Here is a 15,006-nt window from a genome sequence, read left to right on the forward strand (position 1 = left end):
CTTCTCGGCCCTTGGCAGGGCCGAGATCGAAGCCGTCCGCTGAAGAATGGCGGGAAAGGGGGCAGTCATGCTCGGGGCTGATTTGCGCAACATCGCCGCGATCGACCACATCGTCCAAGATTGCGCCACCAGGTTGGCGCATCGGCCGGTCGCGGTGCGGTCGCGGCCGGGGGGCAATGGCCCTCGGACGACTATCTGGCGCTGGCGCAGGTCGTGCCGGGCGCGGGCCGCTGCGCTCAGCCCTGAAGGCTGGCCATGAAGCGCCGGTCGATCCGGTCCTTCCATCGCCACAGCCATGCCCCGTGCAGGGTCAGCCCCCGCCATTCGGCCAGCGCCGTCCTGCCCCCAAGCGAGATGATCTTGAGATAGTCATCCTGCGGATGATACCGGCGCAGGGGCCTGCCCGATACCGCCGCGACCACGTTCGCGGCGATGACCGGCGCCTGCCGCACCGCGAACACCCCGGCCTTGGGGCGGGGCGCATGCATCATCGCGGCGCAGTCCCCGGCGGCGAACAGCGTCGGGTGCCCCTCGACCTGCAGCGTCGGGGTGACGCGCACGAAACCGGCAGGGTCCACGGGCAGGGTCCGGGCCATCCAGCCTTGCGCCCGCGCGCCCGCGATGCCGATGGTCAGGGACGATGCGATCCGCGTCCCGTCGCCCAGGACCACCGCGTCACGCTGGACCCGGGCGATCCGGGCATCCGTCACGACGCGGATATCGGCACGCCCCAGGGCCGACATCAGATGCCTGCGCGATCGCGGCTGCAGGGCCGCAGCCACGACCGGCCCCGCCTCGATCACGGTAACCTCGCGCGCGCCGCGATGGCGCAGGGCCAGGGCGATTTCGACCCCCGCCACGCCGCCGCCGATGATGGCGGCACACGCAGTGGCATGGGTTGCCCCAAGCCGCGCGGTGAAGCCGTCCAGCGGCTTGATGGGGACGCCATGTTCGGCGAAACCCGGTATCTCGGGCATGGCGCTGTGACTGCCCACGTCCAGAACCCCGACGTCAAAGGTCAGGGTCGTGCCGTCCTGCAGGGACACCTGCCGGGCCAGCGGGTCGATCGCGGCGATGCGCCCCTGAACGAAGGCCACGTGGTGCCGGTCCGCAAAGCGGGGCAGGTCGATCCGCATGTCGTCCAGCGCGTAATGGCCCGCGACATGGCCGGGGAACATGCCCGAATAGCTGGCCTGCGCCGCCGCGTCGATCACGGTGATCCGGGCCTGCGGCGCCCCCTTGCGCAGGGCGCGAACCGCCAGCAGGTTCGCATGCCCCGCGCCAAGAAGCAGGATGCGGGGGCGGTCGGCAGCGGTCATCTGTCACTCCCTGCAGGGGACGGGCGATGGGCGCACGCATGCGTGTTCGCCATCAAGGCCGGACCCGGTGGCGGTCGGCGCGGGACTGCCGCAGGATGGTCGCGAACCGTCAACCAAGGGATCATGCCAATGCGCCGTCTTGTTGCAACCGTCGTTCTGGGCCTTGCCGCCACCTCTGCCGCACATGCCGAGGATTGGGTCATCAAGTCCAGCCCCCATGATGTCGCCGTCACGGCCGACCGCCTGGAGGCGATCATCGGGGACAGCCCGGCCACCCTGGTCGCCCGCATCGGCCATCAGGCCGCCGCCGCCGATGCGGGCCTGCAGATGGACCCCGCCACCGTGCTGATCTTTGGCAATCCGCAGATCGGCACACCGCTGATGCAGGCCGACCCGCGCGCAGCCCTGGATCTGCCGTTGCGCGTGCTGGTCTGGCAGCAGGATGGCCAGACCAATGTCGGCTATCTGTCGGTGCAGGCGCTGGCGGATCGCCATGATCTGGACAACAGCCAGCAGGCGCTGGACAGCATGGCGGAGGCGCTGGAGCGAATGACCGACGGCGCTGTCGCGGCGGAATAGGCGGCACGATGACCCGTGGCCGGTGGGGCGCGGTTCATCGGACTGTCATGGAAAAGTCACTGGACCACATCCGTCATTCCGGTATTCTGGAATCATGGAAACGAATGATGCATCCCGCGCCTTTGCGACACTTGGTCACCCCGGCAGGCTGGCTGTCTTTCGGCTGCTGATGCGGTTCGCCCCGCACGGGGTGCGTCCGACGGACATCGCGCAGGCCCTGTCGCTGAAGTCGAACACCCTGTCGCATCATCTGTCGGACCTGACCGGCTGCGGGCTGGCGCAGGTGCGGCGCGAGGGGCGGTTCCTGCTTTATTCGGTCGATCTGGACCGGACCGAGGCGCTGCTTGGATATTTGGCGCTGGATCTGGGGCGGGCGCGTCCCGACCTGCTGGCACCCCTCATCAAGGAAAGACCCATGTCGGACACGTATCACGTGCTGTTCATCTGTTCGGGCAATTCCGCCCGCTCGATCTTTGCCGAGGCGCTGTTGCGCGATCTGGGCGGCGCGCGCTTTGCCGCCCATTCGGCGGGCACCCGCCCCGGCACCCAGCTGAACCCCTTTGCGCTGGAGGTGCTGGAGCGCAACGGCCATGACGTGGCGCCCCTGCGATCCAAGCACCTGTCCGAGTTCCAGTCGGATGACGCGCCGGGCATGGATTTCGTCTTTACCGTCTGCGACACGGCGGCATCCGAAGAATGCCCGCCCTGGCCCGGACAGCCCATCACCGGGCATTGGGGCCTGCCCGACCCGGTCAAGGCGCAGGGGACGGATGCCGAAAAGGCGCTGGTCTTTGCCCAGACCTATGGCGCACTGCGCCGCCGGATCGAGGCCTTCGTGGCCCTGCCCATGGCCAGCCTGGACCGGATTTCCCTGCAGAACCGCGTCGATGCCATCGACGCCGAGGCCAAGGACTGACCCATGACGCGGATCGCATTGAACGGCCTTGGCCGCATCGGCAAGCTGGCGCTGCGGCGTCTGATCGACCAAGGGATGGGCGACCAGATCGTCCTGTTGAACGACATCGCGGGGGATGCCGACCAGCACGCCCTGCTGATGGAATTCGACAGCGTCCATGGTCGCTGGCCCGTCCCGGTGGCGGCGGATGGTGACGCGCTGGTGGTGGACGGCCACCGCATTCCCCTGACGCATCACCGCACCATCGAGGCCCTGCCGCTGGAGGGGGTCGATCTGGTCATCGACGCGACTGGCGTCTTCAAGACGGGGGCGCGGCTTGAACCCTATTTCGCCGCTGGCGTGAAACGCGTGGTGGTCAGCGCCCCGGTCAAGGATGGCGGCGCGCTGAACCTGGTCTATGGCATCAACCACGATCTGTATGACGGCAGCCAGCGCATCGTGACGGCGGCCAGCTGCACGACGAACTGCCTGGCCCCGGTGGTCAAGGTCATCCACGAGGGGCTGGGCATCCGCCACGGCTCGATCACCACGATTCATGACGTGACGAACACCCAGACCATCGTGGACCGCCCGGCCAAGGACATGCGCCGTGCGCGATCTGCTCTGATGAACCTGATCCCGACGACCACGGGCAGCGCCACCGCGATCACCCTGATCTATCCCGAGCTGGCGGGTCGGCTGAACGGCCATGCGATCCGGGTGCCGCTGCTGAACGCCTCGCTGACCGATTGCGTCTTCGAGGTCGCGCGCGAAACCACGGTCGAGGAGGTGAACGCCCTGCTGCGGGCCGCAGCCGAAGGCCCGCTGGAGGGCATCCTGGGCTACGAGACGCGGCCCCTGGTCTCGACCGATTACGTCAACGATCCGCGCAGCGGGATCGTGGATGCCGGATCGACGATGGTGGTCAACGGCACGCAGGTGAAAATTTACGCGTGGTACGACAACGAATGGGGCTATGCCTGCCGTTTGGTGGACATCGCCCGGATGGTCGCGGGGCGCGCATGACCCCGGGTGCGGTGAACGGGCTGCGCGCCTATATGGCGGTGACGGCGGCCTATTGGGCCTTCATGCTGTCGGATGGCGCGCTGCGCCTGCTGGTCCTGCTGCATTTCAACGGGCTGGGCTTTTCGCCCGTGCAGCTGGCCTATCTGTTCCTGCTGTACGAGGTCGCGGGGATCGTCACCAACCTGGCGGCGGGCTGGCTGGCCGCGCGGTTCGGGCTGGCGGCGACGCTCTATGCCGGGCTGGGCATCCAGATCGCGGCGCTGGCAGCCCTGGCCCAGCTGGACCCCGGCTGGACGGTGGGGGCCTCCGTCGTCTTTGTCATGGCGATCCAGGGGGCGTCGGGCGTGGCCAAGGACCTGGCCAAGATGTCGTCGAAATCGGCGGTCAAGGTGCTGGCGCCCGCGGATGGCGGCCTGTTCCGGTGGGTCGCGGCGCTGACCGGGTCCAAGAACGCGGTCAAGGGCCTTGGCTTTTTCCTGGGCGCGGCGCTGTTGGCGGTGGCGGGGTTCCAGGCCGCGATCTGGGCGATGGCGGCGGTGCTGGCGGTGATCCTGCTGGGGGTCGCGCTGTTCCTGCCGCCGGGCCTGCCGGGGCGGATGAACGGCGCGGACCGCTGGTCGGGCTGGCGGTCGTCGGACCCGCGGGTGAACCGGCTGTCGCTGGCGCGGATGTTCCTGTTCGGTGCGCGGGACGTGTGGTTCGTCGTGGGCATCCCGATCTATTTCCAGGCGGTCCTGTCGGACGGCACCGCCGATGGCCGGCGCGAGGCGTTCTTTCTGGTCGGCGGCTTCATGGCGGCCTGGATCATCCTCTATGGCGCGGTCCAGGCGGCGGCCCCCCGGCTGCTGGGCGGCGCCGACAGGCAGGACACGGCGGTGACGCGCGACGCGATCCGGTGGGCGGGGTTTCTGGTGCCCATCCCCTTTGCGCTGGCGCTGGCGGTGCTGGTCGCGGGCGATCCGGCGCCCTGGCTGACGGCGCTGCTGGTGCTGGGCCTGCTGGGGTTCGGCTATGTCTTTGCGATCAATTCCGCGGTGCATTCCTACCTGATCCTGGCGTTTGGCCAGACCGAGCGGATCACCCGGGATGTCGGTTTCTACTACATGGCCAATGCGGCGGGGCGGTTGATGGGCACGCTGCTGTCGGGGATCAGCTATCAGCTTGGCGGCCTACCCCTGTGCCTGGCCACCGCCGGGATGATGGCAACGGCCAGCTGGATTGCGGTCAGGCGCCTGGCCTGACGGGAACTGCGCCCTGGACCGGAGGGTCGCCACGCCGGGATCGGCCGCCGACGGATCGGCCGCACCGTCCCCCGGCGGCACCCCCAAGCGGGCTTATGAATGTCGACGACCCGCTGTCTGTTGGAGGGTGTGACGGAAAGGGACCGGCCAGACACCCGGGGCCCGCAACGTAAAGCAAGGGTCACGCAACTTGTGCCCCCGGACCGCGTTCGGAGGCGCGTGACGTCCAATGCCGAAGAGGGCCGCTCCGCCATTCCTGTCCGCGAGGTGACCATGATCAATCCATTCCGGTTCCGGCCCCAGACCCCGGACACCGCCGCCGACCCAGAGGCACGGGCGCTGGATGGCGGCACGGGTGACTGGGCGGATAACGGGCTGTCCAATGCCATGGCCTGGGCCAGCCGGGTCTTTCTGCCGTCCTGGTGCGACACCCCGCGGCATTGGACGTCGCGCGTCACGGCGTATTTCGACACGTCCTGCCCCTGCTGCTTCTTTTTCCGGGGCATAACGGTCGGTTTGTTGATCGGTTTGGGGATTGGCCTGACTGTCGCTATCCTGGTCTGAGGCAGTGCCAAGGGCCACCGAACACCCACGGGAACCATCACCGCAAAGGGTCTAGCCCGTCCTTTGGCATCGGCGGAGTGCGCCGTGATCGGACCGGTTACGCGGGTTCGAATGGCGACGGGCCGATCATGGGCGTGCGTAGTGCCCAGCAGGCAGGCTGCGCATGGTGGTCTTTTCGACATGTTGAAATGGAATGATTGACATGTTGAAAACTGCTGCCATCATCGTCTCATGTATGACAAGCAGTCCCCCTTTTCCGTGAACAGGCTGCCCGGGCGGCGTGACAGCCTGTCCGACAGCGCCCATGCAACCCTGCGCGCCGCGATCATCGACTGTCAGATCGCCCCGGGGCAGGCCGTTTCTGAGGCCGAGTTGAGCGCGCGGTTCGCCTTTGGTCTGGCCGCCGTGCGTGCGGCGGTGATGCGGCTGACGGCGTCGGGATGGATCGCGCCGGATGGCCGCCGGGGCTCTGTCATCCTGCCGGTATCGGCGGCGCATCTGGCGGATCTGAGCGTGTCGCGGCAATGCCTGGAGCCGGCGCTGATCCATCATGCGCCGCCCTCGGATCTGGGCGCGGAACTGCGCCTGCGCGCCGCCGTCCATCACGCCGCAACCCTGCAGGGCCCGGGCCGCCAGGCGCCGCTGCACCAGGAGCGGGACCTAATGGGGCTGATCGCTTTGGCGGTTGCGGCGCCCCGCATCAGGGGGTGGCTGATCGACACATGGGAGCTGTCCCTGCGCGCCGACCGTCATCTGGAACAGTCTTTCGGCATGTCCCGCGATGCCCTGCCGCTGCCCGCGCTGGCGGTGGCGGTGGCGGATGGCGATGCGCCCGGAGCGACGGCGTTGCTGGAGGCGATGCGCCACGACTTTGATCTGCGGGCATCGCGGGCACTGGCCCGCAGCGCCGTCCCCCTGGCGCCCGCCCCCGCCCCCGCGCCTGCGCCGCCGCCGCGCCGTGGCGCGGCACCCTCGACCGACCATCGGTCCGGGACAACCCCCGGGCCCCGTTCCACCAAAGGAGATCCGGCATGAGACTTGTTCCCAAGACGTTGTTCGTCGCCATGTTGGCCGCAACCACGGCCCTGACGGCCCCCTCGGCCGCGCTGGCCGATGCCGAACGGCTGGTGGTCGATCTGGTCAACGAACCGACCACGCTGGACCCGCATCTGCAGTGGAACCCCGACAGCTATTACGTCTATCGCAACATCTTCGACAATCTGCTGACCCGCGACGACGAGGGCCAGATCGTGCCCCAGATCGCCACCGAATGGGAGCAGGTGTCGGACACCGAGACCGTGTTTACCATCCGCGACGATGTGCTGTTCCATGACGGCAGCCCGCTGACCGCCGAGGATGTCGTGTTCTCGGTCCAGCGCATCACCGACCCGGAATTCGGCTCTCCGCAGCTGTCGCAATTCGAGAGCATCATCGGCGCCGAGGTGCTGGAGGACGGGCGCGTCAAACTGACCACCGCGACCGGCTATCCGGCCCTGTTCGCGCAGCTGGTCAAGCTGTCCATCGTGCCCAAGGCCGTGGTCGAGGAGTTGGGGCGCGAGGCGTTCAACCTGGCGCCGGTCGGCTCGGGGCCCTATCGGTTCGACAGCTGGCAGCGCGGGGTCGAGGTCGCCCTGGTGCGCAACGACGATTATTGGGGCGATGCGGGGGCCTTTCCGGCGGCGGTGTTCCGCGCCGTGCCCGACGCCTCGACCCGGGTGGCGAACCTGACTTCGGGGGCGTCGGATCTGGTCGTGGGCATGGACCCCGACCTGGCCCTGCAGCTGGAGGCCGCCGACGGCGTCAGCCCCCTGTCGGCGCTGACCGAACGGGTCGCCTATCTGTCGGTGAACCGCGCCAAGCCGGGGCTGGAGGATGTCCGCCTGCGCCGCGCCATCGCCCATGCCATCGACCGTGAATTGCTGGTCGAGGGGTTGCTGGGCGGCTTTGACAGCCCTGTCGGCCAGATGCTGACCCCGGCCCATGTGGGCTGGGTCGAGGGGTTGGAGGGCGTGCCCTATGACCCCGACGCCGCCCGCGCCCTGATTGCCGAGATCGGCGAACCGGCGACCCGGCCCCTAGGGTTCGCCACCTCGCCCGTGTTCGACCAGCGCATCGTGCAGGCCATCCAGCAGATGCTGGGCGATGTCGGCCTGACGGTCGAGATCGAGATGACCGACATGGCCACCTATCTGCAGAAATCCCAAAGCGCGCCCGAGGATGCCCCCGACATGGGCTTTGGCCGCTGGTCCTGCGCCTGTCAGGATGCGGATGGGGTGCTGTATCCGCTGCTGCATTCCAGCTCGTCCTGGTCGCGGGTCCGCGATGACGATCTGGACGCGCTGCTGGAAAGCGCGCGTTCCGAGATGGACCCCGACGCCCGGCAGGCACTGTACGCTCAGGTCCATGAATGGGTCGCCACCGAGGTGCCGCAAGTGCCGCTGTATCAGGCCGCGATCCTCTATGGCGCGTCGGACAATCTGGACTGGACGCCCACCTCGAACGAGAGCCTGTTCCTGAACCGGATGGGCTGGTCGGAATGATCGCGGCCCGCGCCCCCCGACAGGTCGCGCGATGAGCCGGTTTCTGGCCCGGCGGCTGATGCAGGCCGTGATCTCGGTCCTTGGGGTCACGGCGCTGATCTTTTTCCTGCAGCGTCTGGCGGGCGACCCGGTCCTGCTGCTGGTGTCCGAGGGCGCCAGCCAGCAGGCCATCGATGCGCTGCGCGCCAATCTGGGCTTTGATCGGCCCGTTCTGGTCCAGTTCACCGACTACATGTCGGATCTGGCGCGGTTCGATTTCGGCCGGTCGGTGGTCCAGCAGGTGCCGGTCGTGGACATCATCGGATCGCGGCTGCCCTATACGATCTGGCTGGCGGGGGTCGCGCTGCTGCTTGCGCTTGGGGTGGGCGCGCCGCTTGGGGTGTTCATGGCGATGCGCCGCGACCATCCGCTCAGCCGCCTTGGCATGGGGTTCGTGCTGGCCGGCCAGAGCCTGCCGACCTTCTGGAGCGGGGTGCTGCTGATCCTGCTGTTCGCGGTGACCCTGGGCTGGTTGCCCGCCTCGGGCGCGCGGGAAACGCAAAGCGTCATCCTGCCCGCGATCTGCCTGTCGCTGCTCAGCATGGCGACATTCGCGCGCGTGACCCGCACCGCCGTCCTGGATGAGCTGTCCAAGCCCTATATCCGCGCCGCCCGTGCCAAGGGCCTGTCGATGGGCCAGGTTGTGCGCCGCCACGCGCTGCGCAACAGCGCGATTCCCGTGATCTCGATCGCGGCGCTGGAGATCGCCAACCTTCTGTCGGGCGCGGTCATCGTGGAGACGGTCTTTGCCTGGCCCGGCCTGGGTCAGCTGACCGTCCAGTCCATCGCCGCGCGCGACTTTCCCATCGTGCAGGCCATCGTGCTGCTGGGGGCCTTCGTGTCGATCTTTCTCAACCTGGCGGCCGATCTGCTGTACAGCGCCGTCGATCCCCGCATCCGGCTGGAGGGCGGCAAGTGACCGCCCCGTCGCGCCTTGGCCGCTGGCTGCCGCCCCGGCTGTGGGTGTTCGCGGCCATTCTGGCGGTGCTGGCGCTGGCCGCGCTGCTGGCGCCCTGGGTCGCACCGCAAAGCCCCGAGGCGCAGAACCTGCTGGGCCGCCTGCGCCCGCCGGGGACCGAGGTGCGGGGCATCACCTATCTGCTGGGCTCGGACGAGCTGGGGCGCGATCTGCTGTCGCGGCTGATCTATGGGGCGCAGGTCTCGCTGACGGTGGCGGCGCTGTCGGTGCTGGTCAGCGGCACCATCGGCACTGCGCTTGGCATGATCGCGGCTTGGTCGGGGGGCTGGACCTCGACCATCATCATGCGGCTGGTCGACATCGTCCTGTCGGTGCCGGCCATCCTGCTGGCGATCATCACCGTCGCCATCCTGGGTCCGGGCTTCGTCAACGTGATCGCGGTGCTGGCCTTCACCCGCTGGCCCCGCTACGCCCGCGTCGCCTATGGCCAGACGCTTGGGCTGATGAACCTGCCCTATGTGCGGCTGTCGCGCTTTATGGGGGCATCGACGCCGCGCGTGCTGCTGCGGCACATCCTGCCCAATATCATCGGCCCGATCATGGTCGTGGTCACCCTGGAATTCGGCCTGATGGTCCTGTTCGAGGCGGGCCTGTCCTTCCTGGGCCTTGGCGTGCAGCCCCCCACGCCCAGCTGGGGTGCGATCCTGTCGGCGGGGCGCAACTATGTCACCACGGCCTGGTGGATCGCGGTCTTTCCCGGCCTGTTCCTGTTTCTTCTGATCCTGTCGGTCAACGTCCTGGGCGATCACGTCCGCGACGTCGTCGAAGGCCGACGCTGAGCCCCCTGTCGAAAGGACCTGCCCCATGACCCGACCCCTGCCTCTGCCCGGCGCCGATTTCACCGGCAAACGCGTGATCGTGACCGGGGCCGCGGGCATCTTCGGGCGCTGGATCGCCGAGGCCTTCGATGCCGCAGGCGCCACCCTGCTGCTGTCGGACCGTGATCAAGCCGCCATGGCCGATGTCGCGGCCAGCCTGTCGCGCCCCGCGTTGACCCACGCGACCGAACTGACCGACGCGGCCTCCATCGACGATCTGGTCGCGATGGTGGGGCGCGAATGGGGCGCCGCCGACATTCTGGTCAACAATGCGGCGGTTTATCCAAGCGGCTTCCTGCTGGATGTGGATGCCGATGAATGGGACCGCATCTTCGACATCAACCTGCGCGCGCCGTTCCTGCTGACCCGCGGCATCGCCACGCAGATGGTGCGCCGGGAGGTGCGCGGCAATATCGTCATGATCTCGTCGGGCGCGTCGCGCAAGATGCGGACCACGGCGGCCCCCTATTCGATCTCGAAATCCGCGCTGGACCGGCTGACCAAGGGGTTCGCGGTGGAACTGGCCGAATACGGCATCCGCTGCAACGCGGTCGAGCCCGGCTTTGCAGCAGGCAGCACCGCCAGCCCGCTGACCGAGGCGCATGTGACTGCGGTGACCGGCGCGATCCCCTTGGGGCGCGCCTCCCGCTATGAGGACGCGCCGGCGGCGGTGATGTTCCTGGCGTCCGATGCGGCCAGCTATATCACCGGCGCGACGCTGTCGGTCGATGGCGGCGGGTCGGCGGGCCAGATCCTGGTCCATCAGGACAAGAAGAAGGCCTTGTGATGGACCGCCCCCGTTACATCTGGCCCCAGGGCAAGCGGTCGGCGGCGTGCTTCAGCGTCGATGTCGATGCCGAGGCGCCCTATCTGTGGGCCAACCGCGCGGGCCTGCCGCAGGCCCTGGGTCAGCTGGAACAGCGCCGTTTCGGCCCGCGCGAGGGGATCTGGCGCATCCTGGACATGCTGGACCGCATCGGCCTCAAGGGCAGCTTCTATGTCCCCTCGGTCGTGGCCGAGCTGCACCCAGAGCTGCTGCCCGCGCTGTGCGACCGGGGCCACGAGATCGGCCTGCACGGTCATCTGCACGAGCTGGTATCCGAGACGACCGATGACCGGTTCAAGGCCGCGCTGGACCGGTCCCTGCTGGTGTTTCACGCGCAGACCGGCATCGTTCCGACCGGCTTTCGCTCTCCCGCATGGGAGATGACGCCCGCCATGCTGGCCGCGCTGAAGGATCGGGGGCTGCGCTATGACAGCTCGCTCATGGGCTATGACCATCCGTATCAGATCGGTGGGCTGGTGCAGGTGCCGGTGCAATGGCAGATCGACGACGCGATCTATTTCAAGTTTCAGGGCGGCGGCGCCGACCGCTGGCCCCCCGAGACCGCCCGCGCGGTCGAGGCCGGCTGGCGCGACGAATTCCAGGCCGGGCGCGGTTTCGGCCAGCTGTTCATGATCACTGTGCATCCCTGGATCTCGGGCCGTGCGCAGCGGGTCGCGATGCTGGAGCGGCTGCTGGCCGATATCGCGGGCCAGGACGACGTGTGGTTCGCCACCGCGGGTCAGATCGCGGATTGGCACCTGTCGGCCAACGAGGGCCGTTTCATGGCCGAGCCGGGGCTGGACCACCTGGCCGCCGCGCTGGAGGCAGGCGCATGACCTCGACCTGGGAACCCGGCAAAGCGATGGTCGAGGGTCGCCACGGCATGGTCGCGGCCCAGCATCAGGTCGCGGCGCAGGCGGGCGCGGATGTGCTGGCGCAGGGCGGCAATGCGATGGACGCGGCGGTCACGACCGCGCTGGTCCTGTCGGTGGTGGAACCCTGGCTGAGCGGGATCGGCGGCGGCGGGTTTCTGCTGTGGCGCGACGGGCGCGACGGATCGGCGCGCAGCCTGGATTTCTCGATGATGTCGCCCCGCGGCTTGCGCCCCGAGGATTACCCGCTGGTGCCGGGCCGGGACGACGACTGGTTCAACTGGCCGCAGGTGCAGGGGCAGCGCAACCTGATCGGGGTGCATTCGGTCTGCGTGCCCGGCGCCGTTGCGGGCCTGTCCAAGGCGCTGGCCGCCCATGGCACGGTCACCTGGGCCGAGGCCCTGGCCCCCGCGATCGCCCAGGCCGACAAGGGGCTGGAGGTCGACTGGTTCACCGCCCTGTGCCTGTCCATCGATGCGGGCAATCTGCTGACCGACGCGGCATCGACCCGGATCTTTCTGCCGGACGGGCGCGCGCCGTCGCTGGCCGAGGGCGGCGGTCTGCGCCGTCTGCCCCTGACCGAAAAGGCCGCCACCCTGCGTCGCCTGGCCACGGCCGGGGCGCGCGACTTCTATGACGGCCAAATCGCCCGCGACCTGATCGCCGACATGCGCGATCTGGGCGGCTGCATGGATGCGGAGGACTTGGCCCGCTATCGGCCGCGATGGGGCACGCCCCTGCGGCACGATTGGGCGGGCGGGACGGTTCTGGCCATGCCCGGCCTGTCGGGCGGGCCCGCGCTGCTGGACGTGCTGGCGCAGCTGGACGACCGCCCGGCCGCAGGGCCCGAGGCGCGCGACTATGCCGCCTTTGCCGATGCGATCCGCGGCGCCTATGCCCGCCGCCTGACCGAACGCGGCCATGCCGAAACCGCGGTCGATCCGGGCTGCACCACGCATCTGTCGGTCATCGACGCGCAGGGTCACGCGGTCTCGCTGACCAACACGCTGCTGTCGCGTTTCGGGTCCAAGGTGACATCGGCGCGCACGGGGGTGCTGCTGAACAACGGCATGATGTGGTTCGATCCGCGCCCCGGAACGCCCAATGCGCTGGCGCCGGGGGTCCAACCGCTGGCCAACATGTGCCCCGTCCTGGCAGAGATGCCGGGCGGCGGCGTGCTGGCCATGGGGGCCGCAGGGGGGCGCCAGATCATGCCCGCCATCGCCCAGCTGCTGGCCTTTCGGTTGCGCCACGGGATGGATCTGGGGCAGGCGCTGTCCCATCCCCGGCTGAACGCCTCTGATCCGCGCATCCGCATCGACCGCCGCGCGCCGGAACAATCCGCCGGGCTGATCGCGCGCCATCATGATGTCGAGGTGGTCGACGACATCCTCTATCCCGTGCAGTTCGCGATCCCAAGCGCGGTGGAACGCCACCCGGACGGGCTGCTGCAGGGCATGGTCCATCCCAATCACCCCTGGTCCGCAGCCGTGGCCGCCCATCCCAGGGGGGCATCATGACCCCGGTCCTGTCATGCACCGACCTGCGCATCGAGATCGACGGCAGACCCGTGGTGGACGGAACGTCCCTGTCGATCGCGGCGGGCGAGACGCTGGCCCTGGTCGGGGAATCGGGCTGCGGCAAAAGCATGACCGCGCTTGGGCTGATCCGGCTGCTGCCCGATGCCGCGCGCCTGACCGGCGGGCAGATCGACCTGCAGGGCGACAGGCTGGACCAGCTGTCAGAGCGTCAGATGAACCGGCTGCGCGGAAACCGCCTGGCGATGATCTTTCAGGAACCCGTCGCCTCGCTGGACCCGCTGATGCCGGTCGGACGCCAGATCGCCGAAGCGCTTGGGCGCGACACCGACATGACCCGTGCCGCGGTCGACGCCAAGGTGCAGGATTTCCTGATCCGCGTCGGCATCGACCGCCCCGAGGTGCGCGCGCGCCAGTATCCGTTCCAGCTGTCGGGCGGCATGTGCCAGCGGGTGATGATCGCCATGGCGATGATCCGCCAGCCGATCCTGCTGATCGCGGACGAGCCCACGACCGCGCTGGACGTCACGATCCAGAAGCAGATCCTGCAGCTGATGGCCGATCTGCGCCGGGAGACGGGCAGTGCTGTCCTGCTGATCACCCATGACATGGGCGTCGTGTCGGAAAGCGCGGACCGGGTCGCCGTGATGTATGCCGGGCGCATCGTCGAGACGGGCGGCGTGGCGCAGGTCTTTGCCGGGCCGCGCCACCCCTATACCGCCATGCTGCTGCGCACGATCCCACGTCTGGACAGTCCACGCAAGGTGGCCCTGCCCGCCATCGCGGGCGCGGTGCCCGACATCCGCGACTGGCCGCAGGGCTGCCGCTTTCATCCCCGCTGTCCGCTGGCCACCGACCGCTGCCGCAGCGAGGCGCCGCCGCTGGCGACCGTCACGCCGGACCACCGCACGGCCTGCTGGCATCACGACCGCATCGCATCGGATCTGCCATGACCCAACCCATCGTCTCGGTCCAGGACCTCAAGGTGCATTTCCCCATCCGCAGCGGGATCCTGGGGCGGGTCACCGACCATGTCCGCGCGGTGGACGGGGTCAGCTTTGATCTGATGCCCGGCAGGACCGTGGCCATCGTGGGCGAATCCGGCAGCGGCAAGTCGACCACCGGCTATGCGGTGATGGGGATGCAGGACCCGACCGAGGGACGCATCCTGATCGACGGCAAGGACCGCGCCGCCGTGTCAGGACCCGAGCGGATGGAGACGATGCGCCGCCTGCAGATCGTCTTTCAGGACCCCGCCTCGGCCCTGAACCCGCGCATGTCGGCCGGTGACAGCATCGCCGAGCCGCTGCAGATCCACCGCATCGGCACCGCCCGCGACCGCCGCGCCAAGGTGGCCGAGCTGCTGGATCTGGTGGGCCTGCCGCAATCCTCGGCGGGCAGGTTGCCGCGCGAATTCTCGGGCGGGCAAAAGCAGCGCATCGTCATCGCCCGCGCGCTGGCGCTGGACCCGCAGGCGGTCATCTGCGACGAGGCCGTGTCGGCCCTGGACGTCTCGATCCAGTCCCAGATCCTGAACCTGCTGCTGGAACTGCAGGCGCGGCTTGGGCTTGCCTATATCTTCATCTCGCATGACCTGTCGGTGGTGCGCCATATCGCCGACGACATCCTGGTCATGCACGCGGGCAAGGTCGTCGAGAAAGGGCGGACCGACGACATCTTTCACGCTCCCCGCCACCGCTACACCCGCCAGCTTCTGGCAGCCGTTCCCAGGTTGTAGAGCGCCCCAAGCGGCCCCGGCCAGAGAGGTCG

Annotated in this window: 16 protein-coding genes; 15 read left to right on the forward strand and 1 reads right to left on the reverse strand. The window is 68.8% G+C overall.

The window, feature by feature from the left end; translation table 11 throughout:
- The first annotated feature begins 120 nt into the window (after positions 1-120).
- On the forward strand, positions 121-246 hold the full coding sequence (locus ABS73_RS12780; RefSeq protein ID WP_277024013.1) for a hypothetical protein: 126 nt from the start codon (positions 121-123) through the stop codon (positions 244-246).
- Here ABS73_RS12780 and ABS73_RS12785 read toward each other — a convergent pair.
- A complete protein-coding gene (locus tag ABS73_RS12785; protein ID WP_277024011.1) occupies positions 237-1,319 on the reverse strand; it encodes an FAD-dependent oxidoreductase in 1,083 nt (360 codons plus the stop codon). The two genes, ABS73_RS12780 and ABS73_RS12785, sit on opposite strands and share 10 nt — an antisense overlap.
- 129 nt (positions 1,320-1,448) lie before the next feature.
- Between ABS73_RS12785 and ABS73_RS12790 the strand changes: the two genes are divergently transcribed.
- The 14 genes from ABS73_RS12790 (at position 1,449) to ABS73_RS12855 (ending at position 14,974) form a co-directional block, all read left to right on the forward strand.
- Positions 1,449-1,898 (forward strand): DUF302 domain-containing protein, encoded by a 450-nt coding sequence (locus ABS73_RS12790; RefSeq protein WP_277024009.1) that lies wholly within the window; start codon positions 1,449-1,451, stop codon positions 1,896-1,898.
- 94 nt (positions 1,899-1,992) lie between these two features.
- On the forward strand, positions 1,993-2,814 hold the full coding sequence (locus ABS73_RS12795; protein ID WP_277024008.1) for an arsenate reductase/protein-tyrosine-phosphatase family protein: 822 nt from the start codon (positions 1,993-1,995) through the stop codon (positions 2,812-2,814).
- Between the two features lie 3 nt (positions 2,815-2,817).
- Complete coding sequence (locus tag ABS73_RS12800) at positions 2,818-3,819, forward strand: ArsJ-associated glyceraldehyde-3-phosphate dehydrogenase (protein ID WP_277024005.1); 1,002 nt, start codon at positions 2,818-2,820, stop codon at positions 3,817-3,819.
- On the forward strand, positions 3,816-5,060 hold the full coding sequence (arsJ, locus tag ABS73_RS12805) for an organoarsenical effux MFS transporter ArsJ (RefSeq protein ID WP_277024004.1): 1,245 nt from the start codon (positions 3,816-3,818) through the stop codon (positions 5,058-5,060). Before ABS73_RS12800 ends, arsJ begins: the two co-directional genes overlap by 4 nt.
- Positions 5,061-5,279: 219 nt before the next feature.
- On the forward strand, positions 5,280-5,624 hold the full coding sequence (locus ABS73_RS12810; RefSeq protein WP_286693495.1) for a hypothetical protein: 345 nt from the start codon (positions 5,280-5,282) through the stop codon (positions 5,622-5,624).
- A 258-nt stretch (positions 5,625-5,882) separates the two neighbouring features.
- Positions 5,883-6,659: a GntR family transcriptional regulator gene (locus tag ABS73_RS12815; RefSeq protein ID WP_277024000.1), complete on the forward strand. Its 777-nt coding sequence runs from the start codon at positions 5,883-5,885 to the stop codon at positions 6,657-6,659.
- Positions 6,656-8,164, forward strand: coding sequence for an ABC transporter substrate-binding protein (locus ABS73_RS12820; RefSeq protein ID WP_277023998.1), 1,509 nt, complete (start codon positions 6,656-6,658; stop codon positions 8,162-8,164). The genes ABS73_RS12815 and ABS73_RS12820 overlap by 4 nt, the downstream gene beginning before the upstream one ends.
- Positions 8,165-8,195: 31 nt before the next feature.
- On the forward strand, positions 8,196-9,122 hold the full coding sequence (locus tag ABS73_RS12825) for an ABC transporter permease (protein ID WP_277023996.1): 927 nt from the start codon (positions 8,196-8,198) through the stop codon (positions 9,120-9,122).
- Positions 9,119-9,961, forward strand: a complete 843-nt coding sequence (locus ABS73_RS12830; RefSeq protein WP_277023995.1) for an ABC transporter permease — start codon at positions 9,119-9,121, stop codon at positions 9,959-9,961. The genes ABS73_RS12825 and ABS73_RS12830 overlap by 4 nt, the downstream gene beginning before the upstream one ends.
- Before the next feature lie 25 nt (positions 9,962-9,986).
- Entirely contained in the window at positions 9,987-10,787 is an 801-nt protein-coding gene (locus tag ABS73_RS12835; RefSeq protein WP_277023994.1) for an SDR family NAD(P)-dependent oxidoreductase, read from the forward strand.
- Positions 10,787-11,662, forward strand: coding sequence for a polysaccharide deacetylase family protein (locus tag ABS73_RS12840; protein WP_277023993.1), 876 nt, complete (start codon positions 10,787-10,789; stop codon positions 11,660-11,662). Before ABS73_RS12835 ends, ABS73_RS12840 begins: the two co-directional genes overlap by 1 nt.
- Positions 11,659-13,218, forward strand: a complete 1,560-nt coding sequence (locus ABS73_RS12845) for a gamma-glutamyltransferase family protein (RefSeq protein ID WP_277023992.1) — start codon at positions 11,659-11,661, stop codon at positions 13,216-13,218. The genes ABS73_RS12840 and ABS73_RS12845 overlap by 4 nt, the downstream gene beginning before the upstream one ends.
- Positions 13,215-14,189, forward strand: coding sequence for an ABC transporter ATP-binding protein (locus ABS73_RS12850; protein ID WP_277023990.1), 975 nt, complete (start codon positions 13,215-13,217; stop codon positions 14,187-14,189). Before ABS73_RS12845 ends, ABS73_RS12850 begins: the two co-directional genes overlap by 4 nt.
- Complete coding sequence (locus ABS73_RS12855) at positions 14,186-14,974, forward strand: ABC transporter ATP-binding protein (RefSeq protein WP_277023987.1); 789 nt, start codon at positions 14,186-14,188, stop codon at positions 14,972-14,974. Before ABS73_RS12850 ends, ABS73_RS12855 begins: the two co-directional genes overlap by 4 nt.
- Positions 14,975-15,006: the final 32 nt, after the last annotated feature.

Origin of the sequence: Paracoccus sp. SCN 68-21, from assembly GCF_001724535.1 — a bacterium.
Lineage (GTDB): Bacteria > Pseudomonadota > Alphaproteobacteria > Rhodobacterales > Rhodobacteraceae > Paracoccus > Paracoccus hibiscisoli.

What these genes read in the sequence shown, in the direction of transcription:
- ABS73_RS12845 (WP_277023992.1), top strand. Translation starts at nt 11,659, where the DNA reads ATGACCTCGACCTGGGAACCCGGCAAAGCGATGGTCGAGGGTCGCCAC.
- ABS73_RS12840 (WP_277023993.1), top strand. Translation starts at nt 10,787, where the DNA reads ATGGACCGCCCCCGTTACATCTGGCCCCAGGGCAAGCGGTCGGCGGCG.
- arsJ (WP_277024004.1), top strand. Translation starts at nt 3,816, where the DNA reads ATGACCCCGGGTGCGGTGAACGGGCTGCGCGCCTATATGGCGGTGACG.
- ABS73_RS12785 (WP_277024011.1), bottom strand. Translation starts at nt 1,319, where the DNA reads ATGACCGCTGCCGACCGCCCCCGCATCCTGCTTCTTGGCGCGGGGCAT.
- ABS73_RS12835 (WP_277023994.1), top strand. Translation starts at nt 9,987, where the DNA reads ATGACCCGACCCCTGCCTCTGCCCGGCGCCGATTTCACCGGCAAACGC.
- ABS73_RS12820 (WP_277023998.1), top strand. Translation starts at nt 6,656, where the DNA reads ATGAGACTTGTTCCCAAGACGTTGTTCGTCGCCATGTTGGCCGCAACC.
- ABS73_RS12800 (WP_277024005.1), top strand. Translation starts at nt 2,818, where the DNA reads ATGACGCGGATCGCATTGAACGGCCTTGGCCGCATCGGCAAGCTGGCG.
- ABS73_RS12790 (WP_277024009.1), top strand. Translation starts at nt 1,449, where the DNA reads ATGCGCCGTCTTGTTGCAACCGTCGTTCTGGGCCTTGCCGCCACCTCT.
- ABS73_RS12795 (WP_277024008.1), top strand. Translation starts at nt 1,993, where the DNA reads ATGGAAACGAATGATGCATCCCGCGCCTTTGCGACACTTGGTCACCCC.
- ABS73_RS12855 (WP_277023987.1), top strand. Translation starts at nt 14,186, where the DNA reads ATGACCCAACCCATCGTCTCGGTCCAGGACCTCAAGGTGCATTTCCCC.
- ABS73_RS12850 (WP_277023990.1), top strand. Translation starts at nt 13,215, where the DNA reads ATGACCCCGGTCCTGTCATGCACCGACCTGCGCATCGAGATCGACGGC.
- ABS73_RS12825 (WP_277023996.1), top strand. Translation starts at nt 8,196, where the DNA reads ATGAGCCGGTTTCTGGCCCGGCGGCTGATGCAGGCCGTGATCTCGGTC.